The organism is Acidiluteibacter sp., assembly GCF_055129545.1.
Map to the genome: position 1 here is coordinate 78024 of NZ_JBSRUB010000004.1, position 6000 is coordinate 84023.

The window sequence follows — 6000 nt, forward strand, 5'->3', positions numbered from 1 at the left end:
GCTTAGAACTTGTAAGGAGAAAAATGCTAAAAAAAACCCTTGGTACATTCGGAGCGAAGTTAATTGGCGCTATTCTCAATTTCTTTGTCATAATTCTACTTTCTCAATTTTTAGGACCTGAAGGGAAAGGTGAAGCTAGTTTAATTTTAACATCCGTTGCTATTGTTTTAATCTTTGGGAATTTAATTGGTGGCGCACCAGTGGTATACCTCACTCCCAGAAAATCCGTTTATCAGCTACTTCAAGTGTCCTATTTTTGGGCTGTAATAGTAGCTGTTTTAGCCTTTGTAATTCTATCGAATATCACAATTGGAATCGATGCCAATTGGGTAAAACACATCGCTATACTTTCACTGATAGAAGGTTTTACTGCTGCCAATTTGGCCGTATTAATCGGAAAAGAAAAAATAGCCCAAAATAATTTAGTCAGCATCATTAAGTCCATCACTTTATTTGGCTTTTTGAGTTATGGTTTTTTTATTGCAAAAAATAGTGATTTAAATACTTACCTAACAGCACTCTACATTTCATTTAGCATTGGACTTATTTTAAGCCTCTATTTTATTAGCAAAGTCATTGAATTCAAAACCACTGAAAAAACAATTACTCTATTTAAGTCCATCTTCAAAAATGGATTACTCAATCAATCGGCATACATTCTTCAATTTTTAAGTTTTAGGATAAGTTATTACATCATCAGCTCCAAATTAGGTGAGGCTGAATTAGGCATCTATTCCAATGCCGTTTCTATTGCCGAATCTATTTGGCTAATTAGTAGAAGTATCGCATTGGTTCAATTTTCTAGAATCGTGAATTCCGATGATCAAGAAAACAATCAACAATTGACCATCAAATTATTTAAATTCACTTTTGTGCTCACAATCGTTGCATTAATTCCACTGAACATTTTGCCAGAATCTTTTTATGGGTTGTTGTTTGGAGAAGAATTTTCATCGGTAAAAATGATCATCTTATTAGTTTCTCCAGGTATTTTAGCATTTAACTTATTTTTAATATTTGGACACTATTTCTCAGGAATTGAGCAATTTAAACCTTTAACTATAGTTTCTACCATCGGTTTTTTTGTAACACTTATCGCTACCCTAATTTTAGTGGAAATTGGAGGTACCAATGGTGTGGCAATTGCTACTTCCATTTCATTGATAACTGGCACTGCAGTATTGGGATATCTCTTTAAGAAATCAACTAGTACTCCTTGGAGTCAATTTCTGATCACTAAAAATGATGTAGTGGAAATAAAATCTATGGTAAAACGAATCTTGCCTAATTAATCAATTTCTGCAATTGCCTTCGCTGCAATATATGCAGTTGTCCAAGCTGCTTGAAAATTAAATCCTCCTGTCAACGCATCGATATTCAAAACCTCTCCTGCGAAATGTAAATTGGGAATCAATTTACTTTCCATTCGCTTGAAGTTTATCTCTTTATTGTCTACTCCGCCACAACTCACAAATTCTTCTTTAAAAGTAGTTTTACCGTTGGCATTAAAAGTTTGAGCCGTTAAATTTATCGCCAACTGCTCTAAATCCTTTTTGCTGCAATCTCCCCAATTACTTTCAGGCTGACCAACAGAAGCTTTTACTAAATACTCCCACAAACGGGTAGGAATCGTTGATGATTTGTGCTTTAAAATATTTCGTTTCGGAAATTCGTTTTTGTAATTCGTTAAAATAACTTCCATTGAATCTTGATCCTCTACCCCACTCCAATTTACTTGATAAGCAAACTGATAGTTTCTTTTATTCAACTCTAAAGCGGCGTGAGACGACAATTTCAGAATAGCCGGACCACTCATTCCCCAATGGGTAATTAACAAAGGACCATCTGTTTCGAAAGTTGAATCACTTAAACGCACGGTCACATTTTCCACCGCTAGTCCCATTAATTGTGTGATGGGATGTTTGGGTAAATTAAACGTAAACAATGAAGGTCGCGGGGTTATAATCTGATGGTTTAATTCGGCAATCCAATGGTAAGCACTTTGTTTTGAATTTCCTCCTGAGGCGATTAACACCGCATCAAATTGTTCTGTTTTTCCTTCAAACTCCAAGTTAAATCCATCTGAAAGTGGAATAATTTTCTTTAGTTCAGATTTCATTCGAATCTGAATATTATCGTCTTTACAAGCTTTTAAAAAGCAATCAATAATGTCTTGCGATTGATTGCTAACTGGAAACATCCGACCATCTTCCTCGGTTTTTAGCTCTACTCCTCGATTGGAAAACCATTCTATGGTATCGTAAGTCATAAATTGATGAAATGGGCCTCTCAATTCCTTCTCCCCTCTTGGGTAAAATGCGGTTAATTCTGTTGGGTCGAAGCAGGCATGAGTTACATTACACCTTCCGCCGCCGCTCACTTTCACTTTCGTTAGAACTTGATTGGTTTTTTCAAAAATAATCACCTCAGCATTCGGCAACATCTCTTTAATGTTGATGGCACCAAAAAAACCTGCTGCTCCTCCACCAATTACGGCAATTCGTTTTCCTTTTTTCACGCTACAAAACTAGGAGAATTCTCACTAATTGAATTTGGTTTTTTAGATGTGCCAAAGCTTTTTATATATTTACGGTTCATTCTAGTTTTTATGAAATATAAAACCACTCACTTTTTACTCGTTTTATTCCTTACTTTATTCTCTTTTCAGTCGTTTTCACAAGCTGAATCAAAGCCAGAAGTAACCTTCCCTCATTATGTTGTAAAAGGGGTTGAAAGTGAGGTTGTAATTAATTTTCACACGGATAGCTCCGGAACATTTCAACTCTTCTTTAACGGCACTCCTTATGAACTAACCATTAAAGATGGAGTCGGAGAAATCCCACTTGATTTAAAAGAAAAAACGATTCTTACTTTAGAAATCAACAATCTGGTTTACGAGAAGAGTCTAAATCCAATCCCTTTGTGGTGGTCTATTCTCCCTCCACTAGTGGCCATATTAATTGCATTGGTTTTTAAAGAAGTAATCAGTGCTTTGGTGATAGGCATCTTATTTGGCGCCATTGTATTAAATGTTTATAGCGATGGAATCATTGGGCTGCTTTTCGGCTTTATGCGCACCATCGACACGTATTTGTTAGGAGCTATAAATGACGGTGGCCACGTTTCCATTATCCTATTCTCCATGATTATTGGAGCCATTGTGGCCATCATTTCTAAAAATGGCGGAATGCAAGGAGTGGTGGATAAAATTTCGCCTTTTGCAAAATCTTCGAGAACCGCACAGCTAGGCACCTGGGTACTCGGCGTTGCTATTTTCTTTGATGATTACGCCAATACTCTGGTTGTAGGAAATACCATGCGACCAGTTACTGATAGAATGCGCGTATCCAGAGAGAAACTAGCATACATTGTAGACTCCACTGCGGCGCCCATTGCAGCAATCGCATTTGTCACCACTTGGATTGGAGCTGAATTAAGCTACATAGAAAGTGGAATAAAAAATATTAATGGATTAAACGAGGGAGTTTATGCGACTTTTATAAATTCTTTGCAATATTCTTTCTATCCAATCTTAACGCTCATTTTTATTTTCATGTTAATCATGATGAATAAAGACTTCGGACCAATGTTAAAGGCTGAGAATAGGGCTAGAGATACTGGGGAAGTATCATCTCAATCTTCTAATGGTAAAGCGATCGACGCTTCAGAATCCGAAGAATTAGCCATGTCTGAGAATGCAAAAAGCAGATGGTACAATGCCGCAATACCAATTTTCATTATTGTAGCTGGAACAATTGCTGGCTTGCTATATACTGGTTGGGATTCATCTATTTGGCATGATGGCAGCATTTCTTTAAGCCGAAAGTTATCTACAATAATAGGAAATGCAGACTCATATAAATCCCTGTTGTGGTCTTCTCTTTTGGCTTTGATTGCCTCTATAATAATGACAGTCACACAGAAATTAATGAACCTTGAAGAAACGATGCAAGCCACATTAAATGGGTTTAAAACCATGCTTTCTGCCATCGTAATTTTAGTGTTAGCTTGGGGTTTAGCTGAAATTACTGATGACATGCATACTGCAGATTTTTTAACTCAACTACTCTCCAATAACGTTGCTCCGTGGATTTTGCCAGCGATCACGTTTGTGGTGGCTGCTTTAGTTGCATTTTCTACTGGTTCATCTTGGGGAACCATGGCTATTTTATATCCTTTAATGATGCCTGCTGCATGGAGCATTTGTCAGGAAGCAGGATTGGATTATGAAGCCTCATTGAGTATTTTTCACAATGTGGTTGCCAGTGTTTTGGCAGGATCTGTATTAGGCGACCATTGTTCACCTATTTCAGACACTACGATTTTGAGTTCTTTAGCCAGTTCTTGCCACCACATCGATCATGTAAAAACGCAAATGCCATATGCATTAACAGTGGGTGGAGTAGCAATCTTTATTGGAATTATTCCTTCTGCATTGGGACTTTCATCCTGGATTTGTTTGCCTTTGGGAATTGGATGTTTATGGCTAATAATCAAGCTATTCGGAAAAGATGTAAAAAATTTAACGTTGGAAGATAATTTTTAATTTTTGTATTGGAATTACAGTTACTTTTGCGCAAAATATAAACAACAAAATGAAAAAAATTTTAACACTAGTAGCAATTCTTGCAGTTGCTTTTCAATTCGTAGCATGTAACAATGTTGCTGAAGAACAAAACAAAGAAATCGAAGCGATGAAAGCTGAAGTTATGAAAGTTCATGACGATGCAATGGCTAAGATGGGTGATTTAGGAGCTCAAGAAGTTCGTATTTCTGAAAAAGTAATGGCTCTTAAAGCTGATACTACACTTTCTTCAGATTCATTAACTGCAGTTTCAGTTGCTTCTTACGAAGTAGCAATCGCTAACATCGGTGCAGCTAAAGCAGAAATGATGGATTGGATGAACAACTATGCTGAACCAGCAGAAGATGTAACATTTGAAGAGAAAAAAGCTTTTTACGTAGCTGAGCAAGAAAAAGTAAATGCAATAATGAATGACATTAATGCAACTATCACTGCTTCAGAAGAAGTAAAATAATTTTATCAAATTATTTGAAAGCCGTTGTGAGTTTCACAACGGCTTTTTTTTTGCTATAATTTGAGTGGCTAATAGATAATAACAACCACTTTTAGACATAGCAATAAAGGTGTTCTAGTAGTTCAGAAAGTTCTACTTAATAGAAAAGTAGCGGTAGAAACTGGTCTGAAAAGACTAAAATTAACTTTATAACAATTGCAATACTAGAAAAAAAGCACATTTAAAGTATGTCAAAATTCCTTCTTATATTCGGTAAATATAGGTTCAGATATTTATAATAAGTATAATATAATGGACATGACAAAAGTTCACTCATTCGATGTCGAAAATGGCGAGCTTCTAAAAGACATAAATAATGATCCTCGATGAAAAAACTATTTAAAAGATGGCCAATAACCTTAATCTGTCTGTTTATATTATGGATTTATTTACAATTGATATTAGATATTTTATCAAATGATATATATATAGAGGGAATGAGAATAGCATTATTGGGAATATTAATGGAAATCATATGTCTTCCTTTCTTTATTTACTATCTAGCTAAAAGAAAAACATTTGAAAGGCGATTCTTGTTTATTATTATGGTAGTGTTATTTCTATTTTCATTACTATCCAATACATTTTCAATATATTTAATAGCTTCAGGAGCCTTAATCTCACTTTTAATTAATTTATTTCATAAAGATTAAAGGAGTTACTCCTATCACTTACTTCAAAATTACGTTCATAACACTATTTACTTAAGTCTACTTCATCTCAATCTTTGAAAGAATAAGATGAAAAAAGTAATTTTTATATTCGCCATCAGCGCATTGTTTAGTGCATGCGAAGAGTCCGTTCGCGCGGACTTGTAGTCCGTGTGTACTCTTTTGAGGACTTACAGTCCGCATTGTAATACGTTAACTTAAAAACTTCCAATTTCTACTTGAAACTACAATTGGAATTATCTCATCTAAAT

The 6000-nt window shown here is 35.3% G+C and carries 4 protein-coding genes; 3 read left to right on the plus strand and 1 reads right to left on the minus strand.

Going from position 1 to position 6000, the window contains the following annotated elements:
- Positions 1-23: 23 nt before the first annotated feature.
- Entirely contained in the window at positions 24-1292 is a 1269-nt protein-coding gene (locus ACTB0X_RS01710) for a lipid II flippase MurJ (RefSeq protein WP_463023248.1), read from the plus strand.
- On the opposite strand, the gene ACTB0X_RS01715 is transcribed toward ACTB0X_RS01710, so the two are convergent.
- A complete protein-coding gene (locus tag ACTB0X_RS01715) occupies positions 1289-2518 on the minus strand; it encodes a BaiN/RdsA family NAD(P)/FAD-dependent oxidoreductase (protein WP_463023249.1) in 1230 nt (409 codons plus the stop codon). The two genes, ACTB0X_RS01710 and ACTB0X_RS01715, sit on opposite strands and share 4 nt — an antisense overlap.
- A gap of 90 nt (positions 2519-2608) precedes the next feature.
- On the opposite strand from ACTB0X_RS01715, the gene ACTB0X_RS01720 reads away from it, so the two are divergent.
- Together ACTB0X_RS01720 and ACTB0X_RS01725 are read left to right on the plus strand one after the other, a co-directional pair.
- Positions 2609-4546, plus strand: coding sequence for a Na+/H+ antiporter NhaC family protein (locus tag ACTB0X_RS01720; protein ID WP_463023250.1), 1938 nt, complete (start codon positions 2609-2611; stop codon positions 4544-4546).
- A gap of 49 nt (positions 4547-4595) precedes the next feature.
- A complete protein-coding gene (locus tag ACTB0X_RS01725; RefSeq protein ID WP_463023251.1) occupies positions 4596-5039 on the plus strand; it encodes a hypothetical protein in 444 nt (147 codons plus the stop codon).
- The last annotated feature ends 961 nt before the right edge of the window (positions 5040-6000 follow it).